The following is a 19,715-nucleotide window of genomic DNA, read 5'->3' as shown; positions in this document are numbered from 1 at the left end:
ACCGGGAATGAATCAGGCAACATTCTGCTGCTGCCCGCTCTCGGCGACTCGTTGGAACACAGACTTCAGCGTTGCCAGGTAGCGGGCAACCGATTCCCGGGCGATCGGGTTGTCGGGGAACATGACCGCCACTGCCGTCCCCTGCTCGACGCGGATGACGTAGATGGACAGTTGATAAGAGTAGCGACCGTCGCTGTACACTCCTATGTTCGTACCGGTTAACTCCGCGGTGAGCAGTACCGAAAGCGGAGCCGCGCCTGCGTCGAGGAAGTTGACGACGGGAAAGTTCGGTCGTGGCATGGTTAGCGTGGACGACAATTCGACGACGCGGTCGTAGGGTACTTCGGCGAGCTTCACGCCCGAGTCGAACGAGGTCTGCGCGGCTCGGGCGGCATCGCCGAACGCCGAGCCGGCGATGGGGACGGTGATCGGAATTAGGCCGGTGAACCAACCTTGGGTCATGGCATCCGCTGGAGTGCGGCGCGTGTCGCGCGGCGTTAGTCCGTAATAGGTTGTCGTACCGGTCAACTCGTGTTCAGCCAGGCCGCAGCAGGCTAGTACGCCACCGATGAACCGAGCGCCGGCAGCCGTGCAGACGGACTCGAATTGAGCCGTCTGCTCTTCATCGAGCATCATCACGGTGACAATATCCGCGTCACTGGGTTTCGATGGGTCACCAAGTGGGAGTGGAAAATCAGGAAAGCTACCGTTAGTACCTTCGGCGAACTTCGTCCAGGCGCGAACCTGGGGCGACTCCACCGTGAGGGTGGAGCTGAACGTGTGTTGTCGGCGGCAGAAGTCGTCGTAGCTGCCTGCCGGCGGTAGCTCGAGAGGGGCATGGCCGCCCACCACCGCTGCGTACATCAGGTGGAACTCCATGAGCGTGACACCGACGATCATCGCGTCCACATGCACATGATCCACACTTGCAAAGAATGTGAAATGGTCGCAGCCTTGTACGATCCCAAACCGAAAACAACCCCATTGCAGGGGATCCGGCGTGTTCTGCACGATCTCGCGAATTTGCGGCAGCGTGAGCTCACCATGATGAACTGGTACGAACTCGATGTCGGCGGGATCCTGGATCGTACGCCGGATTATTTGTCCGTTGCCGTTGTATTGGAACCAGCTGCGATAGGTATCGTGCCGTCGGAGATGGGCGTTGATCACGTAGTTGGCCGCCCGGATATCGCACTGGCCGGGCTGCTGGCAGCTGACGACCATCAACCGCGAGTAGTCGAGTCCCTTTGCCTTTTGCTCGCAATAGCCCCGAATATGTTGCGCCTGCATATAACTGACCGGAACATCGCTGATCGGCGCCTGCGACGCTTTCGTGTGCGCGACAGCCGAAGGTCGCCATGACACAGTCGAACCCGTGCTCGGCGCCCAGTCGTCCAGCGTGCCTATTGTCAACGGTCCAACCCGCAACATGCCCTCCTCGGCTCGATCTCAAACTTCCGCAACGACTTCACCCGGGCCGTCATCAGACCGGCGCAGATTGGGCGGCTGCCAGCTCGTCGCACACGTGCTCGGCCAAGCCGCGAACCGTGGTGATCTTTGTGGGACTGACGCGTATACCCGTTTCGGTTTCGATGCGGGTCCGCAACTCCAAGTTGCCCAAGGAATCCAAACCATAGTCGGACAGCGGCCGGTCCGGATCAATGGTTCGCCGCAGCAGCAGGCTGATCTGGTCCGATACCAACCGCCTGACTGTGCGGGGCCACTCTTCGCGGGGCAAGCTGCCCAGTTCGGCGAGGAATTTCCCGGTGGCCGGTTGATTTTGGCCCGTGGCGTGGAACGCTTCGGCAAATCGGCTACGTTGCGCAAAGGCCGTCAACCATGGGGTACCCATGATCGGGGCATAGCCGGAGTACGCCCGGCCGTAGCGAAGCAGCGTCTGGAAGGCTCGAGCACCCTCGGCGGGCGCGATCGCTGCGCCGGTGCCTTCGGCCAGCGCGGTAGCGCGGCCAATCTCGGCCCATGCTCCCCAGGCGATTGAGGTAGCCGGAAGGCCCTGCGCCCGCCGCCAGTGGGCAAAAGCGTCCAACCAGCTGTTGGCCGCCGCATATGCGCCTTGACCCGGCGAGCCCACCAAGGCCGCGGCCGAGGAGAACAAGCAGAACCACTCCAGTGGCTGCGCGGCGGTGGCCCGATGAATGTTCCACGCGCCGTGTACCTTCGGCGCCCAACAGCGGTCGATAAGTTCGTCGGTGACATTGGCCAACGTAGCGTCCTCGACCACCGCCGCCGCGTGCAGCACGCCGCGCACCGGCAAGCCCGAGGCGGTGGCCACCGCCACCACTCGGTGGGCCGTTGCGGCATCAGCGATGTCACCGCATTCCACCTGGATATCAGCACCGGCGGCGCGGAGCCGCTCGATGACCCTGGTGGCGTGCGGGCTGGGCGTCGAACGGGAGTTGAGCACGATGCGTCCGCAGCCCGCCGCCGCCAGCTCGCCGGCAAGGAACAGGCCGAGGCCGCCCAAACCACCGGTGACGAGATAGGCGCCGTCGGGCCGGGACGTGCGGACCTGTTCGGGGGGCACCACGGCCACGCCTTCACCGGTACGCGGCACATCGAGCACCACTTTTCCGGTGTGCCCGGCTCCGCCGACCAAACGAATGGCAACGGCAGCGTCGTGAATGGGATAGTGCGTGGTCTGCGGCACCGGCAGCGTGCCCTCGACCGTGTGTTGGTAGACGGTTTTCAGCAGGCGCCGGACGGTGTGCGGGTGGCTGTGTGTCAGCAGCGCCAAGTCGACGGCATACAGCGACAGGTTGCGGCGGAACGGGAACAACCCGAGCCGAGTGTCGCCGTAGATGTCACGTTTGCCGATCTCCACGAATCGCCCGCCAAAGGCCAGCAATTCGATCCCAGCACGTTGTGCGGCGCCGGGCAGCGAGTTGAGTACGACGTCGACACCATACCCATCGGTGTCGCCTCGGATCTGCTCGGCGAACTCGGTGCTCCGTGAGTCGTAGACATGCTCGACACCCATGTCGTGCAGCAGTTGTCGCCGCTGGGCACTGCCCGCGGTGGCGAAGATCTCGCATCCGGCGGCCCGTGCGATCGCGATCGCCGCCTGCCCGACACCACCGGTCCCCGAGTGAATCAGCACCTTGTCGTCCGAGCAGATGCGAGCCAGATCGTGCAGGGCGTACCAAGCCGTCGCGGAGGCGGTCGGTACCGCGGCGGCGGCGGCCACCGGCAGCTCGGGCGGGAGCGTCACCGCCAGCCGGGCATCGCATCTGACGAATGTGCTCCAGCAGCCATTGGCGGACATGCCGCCGACGTGATCACCGATCCGATGCTCGGTGACATCCGGCCCGACCGCGGTCACCACACCGGCGAAGTCGATGCCCAACTGCTGTCGGTAGCCCTCGAAGGTGGGATACCGCCCGAAAGCGACCAGAACGTCGGCGAAGTTGACACTCGATGCGGTCACCGCGACCTCGATCTCGCCCGGTCCCGGCGCGACCCGGTCGAATGTGACGAACTCCAACGACTCGAGGTCGCCGGGAGTGCGGATCTGCAGGCGCATACCGTCGCGTCTGTATTCGACGACGGCGGTTCGCCGTTCGGCCGGGCGTAACGGACCGGGACGCAGCCGGGCGGTGTACCAAATGCCATTGCGCCAAGCGGTTTCGTCCTCCTGCGACCCGCTCTGTAGTTGGCTGGCCACCAGGGCAGCGACGGTCTCGTCGTTGTCGACGTCGATTGCGGTGGCACCCAGGTGCGGATGCTCGGAATCGATCACCCGCATCAGTCCACGCAATCCCGCCTGTTCCAAGTTGGCAAGATCGCTCGGCAGCACGCTCGCCGCGCTCCTGGTCACCACGAACAGCCGCGGCGGCTCACCGGGCAGCTCCGCGAGCTCGCGGGCAATACCCACCAGCTGTGACACATAGTCGCGGCCGCACTGTGTCAAACCACCCGTTGGCGGGCCAGTCACCACGACAACACCGGTGAGCCTGCCTCCGAGCAGCGAACGCAATTGTGCGACATCCGACGCCGAAGCCACGCTAGTGCTCTGGGCACCAACGGCATTCAACGCGTCGGCGAGTTGCGCGGTCAGCGGATCAGCTTCGGACGCACTGAGCAGCAGCCAGGATCCCGCATCGATCTGCGGCACCTCAGGCAGCTCACCCCGCTCCCACTCGATGGTCAACAATCGCTCGTCGAACACCCGGTTCGCGCGTTCATGTTCGGAAATCCCTGCGGCCAGCCGTAATCCCTCGACGGTCAAAAGTACCGTTCCGGCCTGGTCGAACACGTCGAGATCGGCTTCGCATTCGCCGGCTCGCGACGATGACGTGACCCGGGCGAGGCAGTAGTGCGCGCTGCGCGTCGAGTGATAGTTGCGCAGCCTACGCACGCCCACGGGCAGCATCAGACCACCGACAGTCGCCTTCTGGACCTCGGGATGAACAAGCACCGACTGGAAACACGCATCAAGCAGGGCCGGGTGGCTGGCATATGCCGACTGCTGAGATCGGATGGCTCCAGGCAGCGCGACCTCGGCGAGCACTGTGGTGACGTCCCCGCGCGCCGTGTGCACCGCAACTAGGCCTGAAAAAGCCGGACCATACTGAATACCTAAGCTGTTAAACATTTTTCGCAGTTCCTCACCGCTCATGCTGGACTCATGGGCGGCGGTCAGAGCGTTCGTGTCGTACCCGGGCGGCTGCGGCATCTCCTCCAATGCGTGCAGCATCGCGCTGGCCCGCCGTGCGGGCTCGCCTTCCTGATGACTCTCGACTGCGAACTGTAGGATCCCAGGCGCGGCGATCGTCGCGGCCGATGAGACCACCGTCTGCTCGTCCAGCAACAGCGTCTGCTCGAACTTGATGTCGCGCACCTCCGACAGCTCGCCAAGAGTGGTGCGCGCCGCGGCCAATGCCATCTCACAGTAGGCCGCACCGGGAAACGCAGCCACGTTGTGTATCCGATGGTCACCGAGCCACGGATGCGCCCCGGTGCCAACCCCGGCCTGCCAGACGTGACGCTCCGGTTCCTCCAACAGGTGCACATGGGCCCCAAGCAGCGGATGAACCGCCTGGACCGCGCCGGTGTGCGAGCGGTGTGAATCCTCACGGCTGAGCATCAGGGTGTGGTGCGTCCAGCTCGGCAATGGCGCATCCACCAAGCGCCCATCAGGGTACTGGACAGAGAAGTCCACCTTGGCGCCGGCGTTGTGCACGTCGGCGACGAAGCCGCGCAACCCGAACGGCAGCTGTTCCCCGCGCCGCATCGCGGCAAGCGTTGCGATCGGCATGTCGAGACTGGCGGCGTTCTGCTCGACCGCGTAGGTGAGCAGCGGATGCGGAGCCAGCTCGCCGAACACTCGGTACCCGTCCTTGAGCGCGGCCTGTACCGCCGCCGCGAATCGCACCGTGTACCGCAGGTTTTCCACCCAGTACTCGCCGGTGAACGACGGTCGCTCGCGCGGATCCCACAACGTTGCGGAGTAATACGGAATTTCCGGCGCCGTCGGATCGACCTCGGCCAGGACCTCGAGCAACTCGTCCAGGATGGGATCGACCTGCGGTGTATGTGAAGCGACGTCCACAGCTACCTCGCGTGCCAGCACATCCTGCTGCTCCCAGGCCGCCACCAGGTCACGTATCGACTGCGTGGCGCCGCCGACGACGGTTGAGGTCGGAGAGGCAACCACCGAGAGCACGACGTCGGAGATCCCACGAATCGCAAGTTCTGACAACACTTGTTGGCCGGGCAGTTCCACCGATGCCATCGCGCCACTACCGGCGATGCGCGACATCAGCCGCGAGCGCCGGCAGATGACTCGCAATCCGTCGTGCAGCGACAGTGCTCCGGCGACCACGGCTGCCGCAGCCTCGCCGAGCGAGTGCCCGATGATGGCACCAGGACGTACCCCATACGACTTCAGGGCCGCGGCCAGGGCGACCTGCACCGCGAAGATGGTGGGCTGCACCCGGTCAATACCGCTGACCGTCTGTGGCGCCGACATCGCTTCGGTCACCGAAAACCCTGACTCCCTAGCGATCACCGGCTCCATCGCCGCGACGGTGGCGGCGAACACCGGTTCGGCTACCAGCAGTTCAGTGCCCATCCCGGGCCACTGAGAGCCTTGCCCGGAGAACACCCACACCGGCCCGCGGTCGTCGTGCCCCACTGCGGGCTGATAGGGAATCTGATCGCCAGCGACGTCCCGCAGCGCCGCGCTCAGCTCGTCAAAACTGCTCGCCGTCACAACCGTCCGGACGGGTCGGTGTGCACGGCGGCAGGACAGCGTGTAGCCCAGGTCCCGCATGCTAACTCGACTGCCCGCGTTGCCGTTCTGGTCGACCCAATCCGCCAGCCGGGCGGCCGTGACGTGTAGTTGCTCAGCCGAGGTAGCCGACACCGGAAACAACGCCAGCCCACCGGCTTCGGGAGTGAGCTCAGGTCCCGAAGCCGCTGGTTCTGATACCGGCGCTTGCTCCAAGATGGCATGCACGTTGGTACCCGACATTCCATACGAGGAAACCGCAGCGCGACGTGGCTGTCCGGTGTTGTCCGGCCAGGATGTATTCGCTTGCGGCACAAAGAGTTCAGTGTCAATCTCAGCCAGCTGATCAGGCAGCCGGCAGAAGTGCAGGTTCTGCGGCACAACCCCATGCCGCAACGCCAGGATTGTCTTCATCAACCCCAGGGGCCCCGATGCCGACTGCAGGTGACCGAAGTTTGTTTTCACCGACGTCAGCGCGCACGGACCCTCGGTTCCGTACACCGCGGCCAGGCTCGCGTATTCGACCGGATCTCCAACGGGGGTGCCGGTGCCGTGGGCTTCGACCATCCCCACCGTCGACGCTTCGACGCCCGCTGCAACCAACGCTTGCTGATACACCGCGATCTGAGCCTGCGCCGACGGCGCCGCGATATTCACGGTGCGGCCATCCTGGTTGGCTGCGGTGCCACGAACGATCGCCAGCACACGATCACCGTCGCGCACCGCATCCGGTAGCCGCTTCAGCAGCAGGACCACGCACCCCTCACCGGACACGAAGCCATCAGCTGCTTCGTCGAAGGCATGGCAACGCCCGGTAGGCGACAACATGCCTTGCAGGGAACCCGAGACGGACTTCCGCGGTTCTAGCGTGACAACCACACCACCGGCAAGAGCGAGATCGCTTTCACCGTCATCCAGGCTGCGGCAGGCTTGATGCACAGCCGTCAACCCGGACGAGCACGCGGTGTCCACCGTGACCGCGGGGCCATGCAGTCCGAGTGTGTAGGCCACTCGCCCGGACGCGAAACTGTTACTGGTGCCGGTGAATCCGTACGGTCCTTCCGCGGCGCCGCAATCCGCGGACAGCAGCTCGTAGTCGCCGTGTGTCAGTCCTACGAAGACACCTGTTTGTGATTCAGCGAGCGTCGCCGGGTCCACACCCGCGTGCTCGATAGCCTCCCACGACACTTCCAGCAGCAAGCGGTGCTGTGGGTCGATCGCGGTCGCCTCCCGCTCGGTCAGGCCGAAGAAATCGCAGTCAAACCCGCCGACGTCGTCCAGAAAGGCGCCCCAACGCGATACCGATCGACCAGGGACACCAGGTTCGGGGTCGTAGTACACGTTCGCGTCCCACCGGTCAGCGGGAATCTCACCCACCAAATCGTCGCCGCGTAACAGCGCTTCCCAGAGGCGTTGTGGGGAATCGATGCCGCCCGGGAGCCGGCAAGCCATGCCGATAACGGCGACCGATGTGGCGGTTGCGGTGCGCACTACGCAGTCCCCCTGTACCAGCCGTGGGTGAATGCTCCCAAACCCCATTTACCAACACATTCGGGCTCAGGATTGTTTAGCGTACTAACTTCATGGTAGTGGCTCAAGACGAAAGCATCGCATGCTGCAAGGTCCGATACAACGGGAAAACTGTTGTGGGACTTGTTAATCTGCAGGCCACAGCACGACGAAGAACACATTATCCAGCCAACTCACAGGCCGTTGCCATGCCGCTACCAGACGTCGTAGGCCTGGGAAAGTTAAGGTAGCAACACTGCTCGACAGCCACAGCAGCATGCACCGCGCGTGTGATCCGCACGAGCCGCACGGGCGCGAGCAGACGCAAAAGGCCCCGAAATCCGTTGGATTCGGGGCCTTTTGCGTCTGCTCGCGCCCAACGTGGGTGCTTGGCTAGGGTGAATCCTTGTGGATCCTCACCGCGACCTGGAATCGCGGGCCTTTGCCGGCAACTGGCGGGTATACCAACAGCAAGCGTTGGACGCGTTCGACGCCGACGTCGCTGCCGGCGACAACCGTGCCTATCTGGTGCTGCCGCCGGGTGCGGGCAAGACGATGATCGGCCTGGAAGCAGCGCGCCGGCTGGGGCGCCGGAGTTTGGTGTTGGTTCCCAACACGGCGGTGCAGGCGCAGTGGGCCGCCGCGTGGGATAACAGTTTTCCGTCGTCGGACCGGTCGGCATCGAAGTGTGGAACCGAGCGTGGCCTTGCCTCGGCGATGAACGTCCTGACGTATCAGTCGCTTGCCGTCATCGACGCCGAAACCGATTCGACAGTCCGGCGGGAAGTCCTGCGCAACCGCGACCAGCAAGCGTTGCTGGATCTCCTGCACCCCAACGGGAGGGCGGTGATCGAGCGGGCGGCGACGCTAGGCCCGTGGACGCTGGTGCTCGATGAGTGCCACCATCTGCTAGCTACGTGGGGCGCCCTGGTCAGTGCGTTGGCGTCGGTCCTCGGAGCGCAGACCGCGCTGATCGGTCTAACGGCGACCCCGGCCACAGAGCTCACCGCGTGGCAGCACACCCTGCATGATGAGCTGTTCGGCACCGCCGACTTCGTGATCCCGACACCCGCTCTGGTTAGGGAAGGCGACCTGGCTCCCTACCAAGAGTTGGTCTATCTGACCCAACCGACGCCCGAAGAGCAGGCCTGGATCGGCACCCACCGGGCGCGCTTCGCCGACCTCATGCTGGCCCTCATCGACCAAAAGGTGGGCAGCATGTCGTTGGCCGCGTGGCTGCACACCCGGATCGTGGATCGAGCGACGCGCGAGGGCAATCAGATCGCCTGGTCGACGTTCGAGCGTGCCGAACCCGACCTCGCGTGCAGCGGCCTGCGCTTCGCCTACGACGGCCTGATTCCACTACCCGACGGCGTGCGCCTGCGCGAGCAGCACCGAATTGCGCCCGATGCCCAGGACTGGGTTAACGTATTGACCGACTTCAGCGTCGGGCACCTGCAACAAAGCGCGGATCCGCGCGACGCGCACGCGCTGACCGCGATCAAGCGGGTGCTACCCGGCCTGGGCTACCGGCTGACCAGTCGCGGCGTACGCGTCGCGACCTCGCCAGTAGACAGACTGTGCGCGCTGTCCGAATCCAAGATCGCCGCGACCGCGCACATCCTCGACACCGAGGACGCCGTCTTGGGGGCGCGGTTGCGGGCGCTGGTGCTCTGCGATTTCGAATCGATGACCGGCGCCCTTCCCACATCGCTGAAGGGCGCACCCGTCAGCGAGCAGTCGGGTTCGGCCCAGCTGGTTGCCGCCATGCTCGCCGCGTCGGATCACCGCCGCCGCACCCCACTGCACGCCCTTCTGGTAACAGGTCAAACCTTCGCCTGCCCGGCCGCGATCGAAGATGACCTGATCGCCTTCTGCGCCGAGCGCGGCGCGCTCGTCACCGCCGAGCCGCTTGACGCCCACCCTAGTCTGCGGGTCATGCGCGGCACCGGCGGCTTCACGCCACGTACGTGGGTCGCGCTGGCTACCGAATACTTCCTGGCCGGCCGCGCCCGCGTCCTGGTCGGCACCCGTTCGCTACTAGGTGAAGGGTGGGACTGCGCGGCGGTCAACGTCAATATCGACCTGACGAGCGCAACCACCCAGGCAGCGATCACTCAGATGCGCGGCCGCGCCATCCGCAACGACCCCTCGGACGGTCACAAGGTGGCGGACAACTGGTCGGTCTGCTGTATCGCCACAGAACACCCGCGCGGTGATGCCGACTACCTGCGCCTGGTGCGCAAACATGACGGGTACTACGCGGCAACCCCGCAGGGGCTCATCGAATCGGGTGTGACGCACTGCGATCCGTCGCTGTCGCCGTACGGTCCTCCGGTCACCGATACCCACGCCATCACGGCGCGAGCGCTGCAGCGCGTCGCCGAACGCGCCCAGGCGAGATCCTGGTGGCGAATCGGCGAGCCCTACGAAGGAGTCGACGTCGCAACCATCCGCGTGCGCTCCCGCCAGCCGCTCGGGGTCGCCGCACCCCGCATCCCCGCCTCGGCATTGACCCCACCGGTGCCGGGACAGTTCAGTCCGGTCCGCCTGGCAAGGGGTGCCGTGGCCGCCGTTTCCGTGGTCGGCGCCAGCACCGCCACCGCAGTTGCCTCCGCCAATCTCGGCATGCTGGCGGGTGCCGGCACGGCCGGCGCCATCGTCGCGGCGGGTGTTGGCCTGGTGGCAACCGCTGCGGCGGCCGAAAGCCGCCGCCTGGACCACGCGCCCAACGCGCTCGAGCAACTGGCCGCCGTCGTCGCGGATGCGCTGTACGCCGCGGGCGGCGCACAGCGAGGATCCGCGGCACTACGGTTGGCCTCCGACCCCGAAGGCTGGATCCGGTGTCAACTCGACGGCGTGCCCACCGAGCAGTCCCTGCGGTTCACCGCGGCCCTCGACGAGCTACTGGCGCCGCTTGCCGAACCGCGCTACCTCATCGGACGCAAGATCCTCACGCCGCCCGCCCGGCCCGTTGCCCGGAGGCTGTTCGCGGTTCGTGCCGTCGTCGGGCTATCGCTGCCCGGCACGGTTGCCTGGCACGCCGTGCCCCGCTGGTTCGCACGAAACAAGGATCGGCGGCAACATCTGGCACAGGCATGGCGAAAGCACATCGGCCCACCCCGACAACTGCCAGCAGACTCCCCACAAGGGCAAGCCATCCTCGATCTGTTCCGCGGCGATAACCCGCTCTCGGTGACAACCCAGCTGCGCACGACCTGGCGGTGACCCGGCCGCAAGTTGCGTCTGTTCGCGCTAACAGGTGAGCCGTCCGACCGCCGCCGCAACCCGCTCGTCGGTGGCCGTCAGCGCCACCCGCACGTGCTGAGCCCCACCCGGGCCGTAGAAATCACCCGGTGCCACCAGGATGCCCCGCTGCGCCAGCCACGCGACACTGTCGCGGCACGGCTCGCCGCGAGTGGCCCATAGATACAATCCGGCGTCCGAATAGTCGACCGCAAAACCCGCGGAGCCCAGCGCCGGCAACAGCGCGGCACGCCGTTGTGCGTAGCGCTCCCGCTGTTGCCTTTCGTGCGCGTCGTCGTCCAGCGCGGCCACCATAGCCGCCTGTACCGGCGCCGGCACCATCATCCCGGCGTGTTTGCGCACCGCTAGTAGCTCGGCAACGATCTCGAGGTCACCGACGACGAAACCCGCTCGGTAGCCGGCGAGCGATGAGCTCTTCGATAGTGAGTGCACAGCCAGCAACCCGGTGTGGTCGCCGTCGCACACCGAGGGATGTAGCACCGAAACCGGTTCGGCGTCCCAGCCCAATCCCAGGTAGCACTCGTCGGAAACCACGAGAACGCCTCTGCCCCGGGCCCACTCGACCACCTTGCGCAAATGGTCGACACCCAGCACCCGTCCGGTCGGGTTGCTCGGCGAGTTCAGGTAGAGCAGTGCCGGGGATTGCGGACCCAGCTGGGTCAGCGCATCCGCACGCAGCACCCGCGTTCCGGCCAGGCGGGCGCCGACGTCATAAGTCGGATATGCCAATTCGGGCACGACGACCAGATCCGCACCGCCCAGGCCCAACAACGTCGGCAACCAGGCGATGAGTTCCTTGGTGCCGATAACCGGCAACACGGCCGCCTCGGTCAGCCTGGTGATGCCGTAGCGGCGAGCCAGCGCTGCCACCACAGACTCACGTAACCGTGCGGTGCCGGCGGTCGCCGGATAGCCAGGGGCGGCACTGGCCGCCGCCAGCGCCTCCTGGATCAGCGGTGCGACCGGGTCGACCGGAGTGCCGACGGAGAGGTCGACGATGCCATCCGGATGGGCCCCGGCCAGCGCTTTCGCGTCGGCCAAGGTGTCCCAGGGGAAGACGGGCAGAGACGCCGACACTCCGCCGCGAGCGGGTGCTGCCCCCAGCCGGCTCAGGCGTCCTCGCTCTGCGGCGCCAGATCCTTGACCGCTTGCGGGTCGTTCTCGGTCATGCCAACCTTGGCCGCACCGCCCGGCGATCCCAGCTCGGCGAAGAAATCGGCGTTGATCTGGGTGTAATGGCTCCACTGTTCGGGCACATCGTCTTCGTAGAAGATAGCTTCAACGGGGCAGACCGGCTCGCAAGCCCCACAGTCGACGCATTCGTCGGGGTGGATATACAGCATCCGGGCGCCCTCGTAGATGCAATCGACCGGGCACTCCTCAATGCATGCCTTGTCCTTGATGTCGACACAGGGTTCGGCGATCGTGTACGTCACGGACGTCTCCTCAACATGTCTTCCAGATACCGCTATGTGTGGGCTGCTGTCCACCTCGCCAAGGCTTCCTCCGGGCCCTGCTGAGGCAATGCGTTCGGTTACTGATACTAGACGTTGCACATACACGTCGACCACTTGGCACATGCGTCGGCGTACACGGTCAATATGCACCTAGTTGCATAGCAATCCGGCTTGCCGTCTATGCTGCCCGGATGGCGCTACCCCACGCGATCTTGGTGTCGCTGTGTGAACAGGCCAGCTCGGGCTACGAGTTGGCCCGCCGATTCGATCGCTCCATCGGCTATTTCTGGACCGCAACCCATCAGCAGATCTATCGGACGTTACGGGTGATGGAGAACAACAACTGGGTGCGCGCGACGACCGTGCTCCAGCATGGCCGGCCCGACAAGAAGGTATACGCGATCTCCGACAGCGGCCGGGCCGAGCTGGCTCGCTGGATCGCCGAGCCGCTCAGCCCGACCAGGCCCGGCCGCGGCAGTGCGCTGACCGACAGCAGCACGCGCGATATCGCCGTCAAGCTGCGTGGCGCCGGCTACGGAGACGTTGCCGCGCTGTATACCCAAGTCACCGCGCTGCGCGCCGAGCGTGTCAAGTCACTGGACACCTATCGCGGTATCGAGAAGCGCACCTTCGCAGATCCGTCGGCGCTCGATGGCGCCGCACTGCATCAATACCTCGTGCTGCGCGGCGGAATCCGAGCCGAAGAAAGTGCCATCGATTGGCTCGACGAAGTAGCTGAAGCGCTCCAGGAGAAGCGATGACAAATCCATACCCAAATCTGCTGTCCCCGTTGGACCTTGGGTTTACCACGCTGCGCAACCGGGTGGTTATGGGTTCGATGCACACCGGACTGGAAGACCGGGCCCGCCATATCGATCGGCTCGCCGACTACTTCGCCGAACGTGCACGCGGCGGCGTCGGGCTGATCATCACCGGTGGCTACGCGCCCAACCGCACCGGATGGCTGCTGCCGTTCGCCTCCGAACTCGTCACTTCGGCGCAAGCCCGACGGCACCGCCGAATCACCAGGGCGGTCCACGATTCGGGTGCAAAGATCCTGCTGCAAATCCTGCACGCCGGACGCTACGCCTACCACCCACTTGCGGTCAGCGCCTCGCCGATCAAGGCGCCGATCACCCCGTTTCGTCCGCGAGCACTATCGGCTCGCGGGGTCGAAGCGACCATCGCGGATTTCGCCCGCTGCGCGCAGTTGGCCCGCGATGCCGGCTACGACGGCGTCGAAATCATGGGCAGCGAAGGGTATCTGCTCAATCAGTTCCTGGCGCCGCGCACCAACAAGCGCACCGACTCGTGGGGCGGCACACCGGCCAACCGTCGCCGGTTCCCGGTCGAGATCATCCGACGCAGCCGCGCCGCCGTCGGATCCGACTTCATCATCTGTTACCGGCTGTCAATGGCCGACTACGTTGCAGAAGGCCAGAGTTGGGATGAAATCGTCGCGCTGGCAACCGAAGTGGAAGGGGCAGGCGCAACCATCATCAACTCCGGCTTCGGCTGGCACGAGGCCCGGGTGCCCACTATCGTCACCTCAGTGCCGGGCGGCGCGTTTGTCGACATCAGCAGCGCCGTCGCCGAACACGTCACTATCCCGGTGGTGGCGTCCAACCGGATCAACATGCCGCAGGCCGCGGAACGGATTCTGGCCGAAACCCAGGTGCGGCTGATATCAATGGCCCGGCCGATGCTGAGCGACCCGGACTGGGTGCTCAAGGCGCAGTCCAATCGGGTCGACGAAATCAACACCTGCATCTCCTGCAATCAAGCCTGCCTGGACCACGCATTTGCCAGGAAAACGGTGTCGTGTCTGCTCAATCCACGCGCCGGGCGCGAGACGCAGTTGGTGCTGTCCCCGACCCGGCGCGCCCGCTCGGTGGCCGTCGTCGGGGCTGGACCAGCCGGGCTGGCCACGGCGGCCAACGCCGCGCAACGGGGTCACCGGGTCACGCTGTTCGAGGCCAACGACTTTATCGGTGGACAGTTTGACATGGCCCGCCGCATTCCCGGCAAAGAGGAATTCAGCGAAACCATCCGGTATTTCTCGACGATTCTGGCCAAACACGGTGTCGAGGTGCGACTGGGCACTCGGGTGGCCGCCCAGGAGTTGACCGGCTACGACGAGGTCGTCTTGGCCACCGGCGTGGCACCGCGCATTCCGGCCATCCCCGGCATCGACCACCCCATGGTGTTAACCTACGCCGAAGCCATCACCGGTGTCAGACCGGTCGGGCGAACCGTGGCTGTCGTCGGCGCCGGCGGCATTGGCTTCGACGTCACCGAACTGCTGGTCACCGACTCCTCACCCACCCTCAACCTCAAAGAGTGGAAGGCCGAATGGGGGGTCGCTGATCCGCGAGAAGCCCGCGGAGCGTTGACGACTCCACTGCCGGCGCCGCCCGCCCGTGAGGTGTACCTACTGCAGCGCACCAAAGGCCCGCAGGGCAAGCGGCTCGGCAAGACCACCGGATGGGTCCACCGGGCGTCGTTGAAGGCCAAGGGCGTTCATCAGCTGTCTGGGGTGGACTACGAACAGATCAACGACGACGGCCTACACATCAGCTTCGGCCCGAAGCGCAGGCGGCCCCAGCTGCTGGCGGTGGACAACGTAGTGGTCTGCGCCGGCCAGGAACCGGTGCGAGATCTGGAGAGTGAACTGCGCCGGCACGGCATTAACCCGCACATCATCGGTGGCGCGGCGGTTGCCGCCGAGTTGGACGCCAAGCGCGCCATCAAGCAAGGCACCGAACTTGCGGCCAGGCTATAAACTCATTTCTCGGGCTGTAAACAACGTTGTTTCATCGCTGCTGACCTGCAGATTGGTATGGCCGCGCAGTGTCGCCCGATAACCAGTTTGAGAGAAGCAAGCCCACGGCGCCTGGTACCCTCGACCGCAGACGGCAACCGCTGGGCAGATGTCGTCGCCGTCTTAACGACGGTGCAATAGTTTGGGGAAGGTGTCCATAAATGAGGCTGTCGTTGACCGCATTGAGCGCCGGTGTAGGCGCCGTGGCAATGTCGTTGACCGTCGGGGCCGGGGTCGCCTCCGCAGATCCCGTGGACGCGGTCATTAACACCACCTGCAATTACGGGCAGGTAGTAGCTGCGCTCAACGCGACGGATCCGGGGGCTGCCGCACAGTTCAACGCCTCACCGGTGGCGCAGTCCTATTTGCGCAATTTCCTCGCCGCACCGCCACCTCAGCGCGCTGCCATGGCCGCGCAATTGCAAGCTGTGCCGGGGGCGGCACAGTACATCGGCCTTGTCGAGTCGGTTGCCGGCTCCTGCAACAACTATTAAGCCCATGCGGGCCCCATCCCGCGACCCGGCATCGTCGCCGGGGCTAGGCCAGATTGCCCCGCTCCTCAACGGGCCGCATCCCGCGACCCGGCATCGTCGCCGGGGCTAGGCCAGATTGCCCCGCTCCTCAACGGGCCGCATCCCGCGACCCGGCATCGTCGCCGGGGCTAGGCCGCAAGCAGGGCGTATGTGGTAGTGCGCTGGCGCGCCGGGCGGCCGATGCCTTCGGCGATCGCGACCAGCTCAGCGACGGTCTTGGCCGATCCGTGTTCGGAACCGGCCATCCGCGAGATGGTCTCCTCCATCAGCGTGCCGCCCAGGTCGTTGGCGCCACCTTCGAGCATCACCTGGGTGCGCCGCACTCCAAGTTTCACCCAGCTGGTCTGAATGTGCGAGATGCGGCCGTGCAACATGATCCGCGCCAAAGCATGTACCGCGCGGTTGTCGCGATGGCTGGGCCCGGGGCGCGCCGCACCGGCCAGGTACAACGGTGAATTCTGGTGCACGAACGGCAACGGGACGAACTCGGTGAAGCCGCCGGTACGGTCCTGAATATCGCGCAGCACGTTAAGATGGGCGACCCAGTGCCGTGGACTGTCCACATGCCCGTACATCATCGTCGATGATGACCGCAGACCCACCTCGTGGGCGGTCGTCACGATTTCGATCCACAATGACGTCGGCAGCTTGCCCTTGGTCAGCACCCAGCGAACCTCGTCGTCCAGGATTTCCGCGGCGGTACCCGGGATGGTATCCAGCCCGGCCTCGCGCAGGCCGATCAGCCACTCGCGAATGCTCAGCCCGCTCTTGGTGACGCCGTTGGCGATCTCCATCGGGGAAAACGCGTGCACATGCATGGAGGGCACCCGCGCCTTGACGGCACGAACCAGATCGGCGTAGCCGGTGACCGGTAGCTCGGGATCGATACCGCCCTGCATGCATACTTCGGTGGCCCCGGCGACGTGGGCCTCCCATGCCCGGTCGGCGACCTCTCCGACCGACAGCGAGTAGGCGTCGGCGTCACCCTTTCGCTGGGCGAACGCGCAGAACCGGCAACCGGTGTAGCAGATGTTGGTGAAGTTGATGTTACGGTTGACCACAAAGGTCACCTCGTCGCCGACGACATCGCGGCGCAACGAATCAGCCAGTGCGGCAACGGCTTCCAGCGCAGGACCGTCGGCGGTGGCAAGCGCCAGATACTCGCCGTCGGTGCAGCCGGCGGGCGCACGCTCCGCCGATCGCAGGGCGGCAAGCACATCGGTGTCAATGCGTTCCGGAGCGCGGACCGCCAGCTCGTGCACCTGCTCGCGGATCGATTCCCAGTCACCGAAGGCGCTGGCCAGGTCGCTGCGCACTGCGGTATTGCGGCCCTGAGTGTCGATCGCTGCGCCCAGATCGACCCGGCCCCAGGACGCCACGTCGTCGGGCTCCTGCCACGGCATGCCCACCGGGTTGACGTCGCGGGCCAGGCCGGTCGCCGGATCCGCCAGCGCCACCACATGTCCCCGCACCCGCGGGTCGATCCACGCCGCGCCCGCCTGTACGTATTTGGGTTGCGCGGTCAGCCGCTGCACCATGTCGTAGCCGGCTTCGGCGGTGACCGCCGCCAGCTCGTCCAAAGCGGGCCAGGGCCGTTCGGGGTTGACATGGTCGGGCGTCAACGGTGAGACACCGCCCCAGTCGTCGACCCCGGCGCCAACCAGCGCCCGGCATTCGTCGCCAGACACCAGGTTCGGCGGCGCCTGGATGCGCATGCCCGGGCCCAGCACCAGCCGCGCCACCGCAACCGTCGCCAGGTAATCCTCGATTCCGGCATCGGGGAAGGCGGCCATCGCGGTGTGTTCCTTGGCGCGGAAGTTCTGCACGATCACTTCTTGGATATGCCCGAACTCCTTGTGCGACTTGCGAATCGCATGTAACGTATCGGCGCGCTCGGATAGCGTCTCGCCGATGCCGACCAACAGACCGGTGGTAAACGGAATGGACAACCGGCCGGCGTCGGTCAGGACACGCAGCCGCACCGCCGGGTCTTTGTCAGGGCTGCCGTAGTGGGCGAGCCCCTTGGTTTCGAACAGCCGTCGCGAGGTCGTCTCCAGCATCATGCCCATCGACGGCGCCACCGGTTTGAGCCGCGACATCTCCGACCAGCTCATCACACCCGGGTTCAGGTGCGGCAACAGCCCGGTTTGCTCCAGCACACGGATTGCCATCGCGCGCACGTAGGACAACGTGGAGTCATAGCCCCGTTCGCCGAGCCATTCGCGTGCCTGGCGCCAACGCGCCTCCGGACGGTCACCGAGAGTGAATAGCGCTTCCTTGCAACCGAATTCGGCACCTCGGCGGGCAACGTCGAGGATCTCGTCGGGTTCCATATACGTGCTGGAACCTTGGGCGCGTAGCTTGCCCGGCACGGTGACGAACGTGCAATAGTGGCAATTGTCCCGGCATAACCGGGTGACCGGGATAAACACCTTGCGCGAATAGCTGATCGCCAACCTGCCGCTGGGCCCGTGCCGGCCGGCCGACACGAGACCCGCATCGCGCACCCGCGCGGCGCTCGCGCACAGGTCGGCCAGCTCGTCACCGCGTGCGGTCATCGCTATGGCCGCCTCATCCACGTTCAGCGTGACACCATCTCGGGCCCGTCGCAGTACCCGCCGCAACGCTGAGGCATTTGCCTGGGGCGGTACAACGGGACTCGGCAGAGCGGTGGACTTCCGACCTACAGGCTGCGGCACGTTGGTATACCTTCCCTGCAATCTGATATCATCCGCACGCCCCACCAGGTGAGATGCTGGCCAACCTTGGCGCCATAAGCGCAACAGTAGCGCCAGGCCGAGCTCGGCACGCCGTCGACCGTCCGGCACCAACGGTTTGGTGGAGTAAGGCGCAGGTCACAGCCGATCGCGATACCATCCGTGAGAGGCCAGCGTCTGAACAAGCCCCCGGCGACAGCCGCCGCGTGGTGAACCAGGAGAAGGTACGAGATGTCGTTTGTGTTCGCGGCGCCAGAGGCACTGGCGGCGGCCGCTGCGGACATGGCCGGTATCGGTTCGACTCTTAACGCCGCCAATGTGGTTGCGGCGGTTCCCACCACCGGAGTCCTGGCCGCAGCCGCGGACGAGGTCTCGACTCAGGTCGCCGCGCTGCTTTCCGCGCATGCTCAGGGGTATCAGCAGCTCAGCCGGCAGATGATGACAGCCTTCCACGACCAGTTCGTGCAGGCGCTGAGAGCAAGTGCAGACGCGTATGCAACCGCCGAGGCCAGCGCCGCGCAGACCATGGTGAACGCCGTGAATGCGCCCGCAAGAGCGTTGCTGGGGCATCCACTGATTAGCGCCGACGCCTCGACGGGTGGGGGCTCGAACGCGCTGAGCCGGGTCCAAAGCATGTTCCTCGGCACTGGCGGCTCCAGTGCACTTGGCGGTAGCGCCGCTGCAAATGCCGCTGCCAGCGGTGCACTGCAGCTCCAACCCACCGGTGGGGCCAGCGGTTTGTCCGCCGTCGGCGCCCTGCTGCCGCGCGCCGGAGCGGCCGCCGCCGCGGCGCTGCCGGCTCTGGCCGCCGAGTCGATCGGCAACGCAATCAAGAATCTCTACAACGCCGTCGAACCGTGGGTGCAGTACGGCTTCAACCTCACCGCATGGGCGGTGGGATGGCTGCCCTACATCGGCATACTGGCACCGCAGATCAACTTCTTCTATTACCTCGGCGAGCCCATCGTGCAGGCAGTCCTGTTCAATGCGATCGACTTCGTGGACGGGACAGTCACTTTCAGCCAGGCACTAACCAATATCGAAACGGCCACCGCGGCATCGATCAACCAATTCATCAACACCGAGATCAACTGGATACGCGGCTTCCTGCCGCCGTTGCCGCCAATCAGCCCGCCGGGATTCCCGTCTTTGCCCTAACTT

10 protein-coding genes are annotated in these 19,715 nt (G+C 65.5%); 5 read left to right on the top strand and 5 right to left on the bottom strand.

Annotated features, from left to right (window positions below; genetic code table 11):
• Positions 1-12 precede the first annotated feature (12 nt).
• Positions 13-1,431, bottom strand: a complete 1,419-nt coding sequence (gene papA3 / locus FF952_RS06310) for an acyltransferase PapA3 (RefSeq protein WP_003903349.1) — start codon at positions 1,429-1,431, stop codon at positions 13-15.
• 52 nt (positions 1,432-1,483) lie between these two features.
• Entirely contained in the window at positions 1,484-7,741 is a 6,258-nt protein-coding gene (gene pks2 / locus FF952_RS06305) for a sulfolipid-1 biosynthesis phthioceranic/hydroxyphthioceranic acid synthase (RefSeq protein WP_015631277.1), read from the bottom strand.
• Between the two features lie 426 nt (positions 7,742-8,167).
• Here pks2 and FF952_RS06300 point away from each other — a divergent pair, with 426 nt between their 5' ends.
• The gene (locus tag FF952_RS06300; protein ID WP_003406189.1) at positions 8,168-10,987 is read left to right on the top strand and encodes a DEAD/DEAH box helicase family protein; all 2,820 of its coding nucleotides are present in this window, start codon (positions 8,168-8,170) and stop codon (positions 10,985-10,987) included.
• Between the two features lie 27 nt (positions 10,988-11,014).
• Here FF952_RS06300 and dapC read toward each other — a convergent pair whose 3' ends face one another.
• Together dapC and fdxA are read right to left on the bottom strand one after the other, a co-directional pair.
• Entirely contained in the window at positions 11,015-12,103 is a 1,089-nt protein-coding gene (dapC, locus tag FF952_RS06295) for a succinyldiaminopimelate transaminase (RefSeq protein WP_003903345.1), read from the bottom strand.
• Between the two features lie 32 nt (positions 12,104-12,135).
• Positions 12,136-12,462, bottom strand: coding sequence for a ferredoxin (gene fdxA / locus FF952_RS06290; protein WP_003406185.1), 327 nt, complete (start codon positions 12,460-12,462; stop codon positions 12,136-12,138).
• A gap of 212 nt (positions 12,463-12,674) precedes the next feature.
• Between fdxA and FF952_RS06285 the strand changes: the two genes are divergently transcribed.
• The 3 genes from FF952_RS06285 to FF952_RS06275 all read left to right on the top strand — a co-directional run bounded on the left by FF952_RS06285 (position 12,675) and on the right by FF952_RS06275 (position 15,798).
• Entirely contained in the window at positions 12,675-13,244 is a 570-nt protein-coding gene (locus FF952_RS06285) for a PadR family transcriptional regulator (RefSeq protein ID WP_003406182.1), read from the top strand.
• Entirely contained in the window at positions 13,241-15,265 is a 2,025-nt protein-coding gene (locus FF952_RS06280) for an NADPH-dependent 2,4-dienoyl-CoA reductase (protein ID WP_003904566.1), read from the top strand. Before FF952_RS06285 ends, FF952_RS06280 begins: the two co-directional genes overlap by 4 nt.
• A gap of 200 nt (positions 15,266-15,465) precedes the next feature.
• The gene (locus tag FF952_RS06275; protein ID WP_003406169.1) at positions 15,466-15,798 is read left to right on the top strand and encodes a hemophore-related protein; all 333 of its coding nucleotides are present in this window, start codon (positions 15,466-15,468) and stop codon (positions 15,796-15,798) included.
• A 167-nt stretch (positions 15,799-15,965) separates the two neighbouring features.
• Here FF952_RS06275 and FF952_RS06270 read toward each other — a convergent pair whose 3' ends face one another.
• On the bottom strand, positions 15,966-18,536 hold the full coding sequence (locus tag FF952_RS06270) for a bifunctional FO biosynthesis protein CofGH (protein WP_003406167.1): 2,571 nt from the start codon (positions 18,534-18,536) through the stop codon (positions 15,966-15,968).
• A gap of 249 nt (positions 18,537-18,785) precedes the next feature.
• Between FF952_RS06270 and FF952_RS06265 the strand changes: the two genes are divergently transcribed.
• Positions 18,786-19,712: a PE family protein gene (locus FF952_RS06265; protein ID WP_003898753.1), complete on the top strand. Its 927-nt coding sequence runs from the start codon at positions 18,786-18,788 to the stop codon at positions 19,710-19,712.
• The last annotated feature ends 3 nt before the right edge of the window (positions 19,713-19,715 follow it).

Origin of the sequence: Mycobacterium tuberculosis complex sp. N0072, from assembly GCF_030323725.1 — a bacterium.
Lineage (GTDB): Bacteria > Actinomycetota > Actinomycetes > Mycobacteriales > Mycobacteriaceae > Mycobacterium > Mycobacterium tuberculosis.
The sequence above is the reverse complement of the archived record's forward strand: the minus strand, read 5'-3'. Positions and strand labels throughout refer to the sequence as shown.